The sequence below is a fragment of the Nonomuraea phyllanthi genome (assembly GCF_006334985.2).
In the GTDB taxonomy this organism is placed as follows: Bacteria; Actinomycetota; Actinomycetes; order Streptosporangiales; family Streptosporangiaceae; genus Nonomuraea; species Nonomuraea phyllanthi.
The window spans coordinates 1-1,112 of record NZ_VDLX02000060.1 but is presented as its reverse complement, the minus strand read 5'-3'; the positions used below and the strand labels follow the sequence as shown (position 1 = coordinate 1,112).

Here is a 1,112-nt window from a genome sequence, read left to right as displayed (position 1 = left end):
CCTTGACCGCGGTCTTGCGTCCGGCCAGGTCGTATTCGGCGGTGGTGGCGTTGCCGTTCGCGTCGGTCGTCTTGGTCAGCCGCCCGGCCAGGTCATAGGCCATGGTGACCGTGGTTGCCGGGTCGGTCACCGCCTTGACCTCGCCCGCTGCGTTGAGGGTGAAGGTAGTGACCTTGCCGCCGGGGGCGGTCTGCTTGACCAGCCGACCCGCGTCGTCGTACTCCATGGTCGTGGTGAAGCCGGCCGTGGCCGGCTTGCGCTCGATCTGCGTGGCGGTGATCTGCCGCCCCAGATCGTCGTAGGTGGCCTCGCTCCGGGCACCCGTGGGGTCGACGGTCGCCAGTGTCTCTCCGGCCAGGTCGTACTCGGTCACCCACGTGCCCGCCGGCTGGCCCTCAGGGGCGGGGTCGGTGACGCGGACCTGGCGGCCGAGCTTGTCGTAGTCGAAGGTCGTCATGTTGCCGCGCGGATCGGTGGTGGAGATCAGCTGGCCGGCCTTGTCGTAGGCGTAGGCGGTTGTCGGGGTGACGGCGGTGCCGCCGGGCGGGGTGTAGCTGGGGGCACGCTGGGCGGTCAGGCGGCCTGCCTTGTCGAAGGTCGAGGTCACGGTGCGGCCTTCGGCGTCCGTCTCGTGGGTCCTGGCGCCGAGGGTGTCGTAGCCGAGGTGCACGGTGGGGTGCGCGTCATCGGCCGTACCGGCCTTGTTCACCTTGACCTGCGGGCCGGTCGCCTCCACCAGGCGGCCCAGCGCGTCATAACGCATCTCGGTCGTGTAGGCGGCCTTGTCGGCGCCGTCCGCGTTGCCGCGCGGATCGGTCGCGGCGACGGCCAGGCCGCGGTCGTCATAGGTGACCGTGGAGACCAGGTCCTCATCGCCGTTCTCGACGGTCGTCCTGGTGACGAGGTTGATCTTGTTGTACGTGGACTCGGTGACCTCGGTGCGGGAGGATCCCGCGCCGGTACGAGCGGTCCTGACCGTGTTGTCGTTGGCGTCGTAGCCGAACTCGGTCACACGCTCCAGCCCATCCGGATTCGAGCCTGAGCGCGGATCGAGTACCTGCACCATGAGCCGGCCAGCCTCGTCATACTCGAAGATCGTAGTCGTGATGCCG

1 pseudogene is annotated in these 1,112 nt (G+C 69.1%); it reads right to left on the bottom strand.

The window, feature by feature from the left end:
• Nucleotides 1-1,012, bottom strand: a pseudogene (locus FH608_RS51140) (RHS repeat protein); the annotation flags it as partial.
• Nucleotides 1,013-1,112 lie beyond the last annotated feature (100 nt).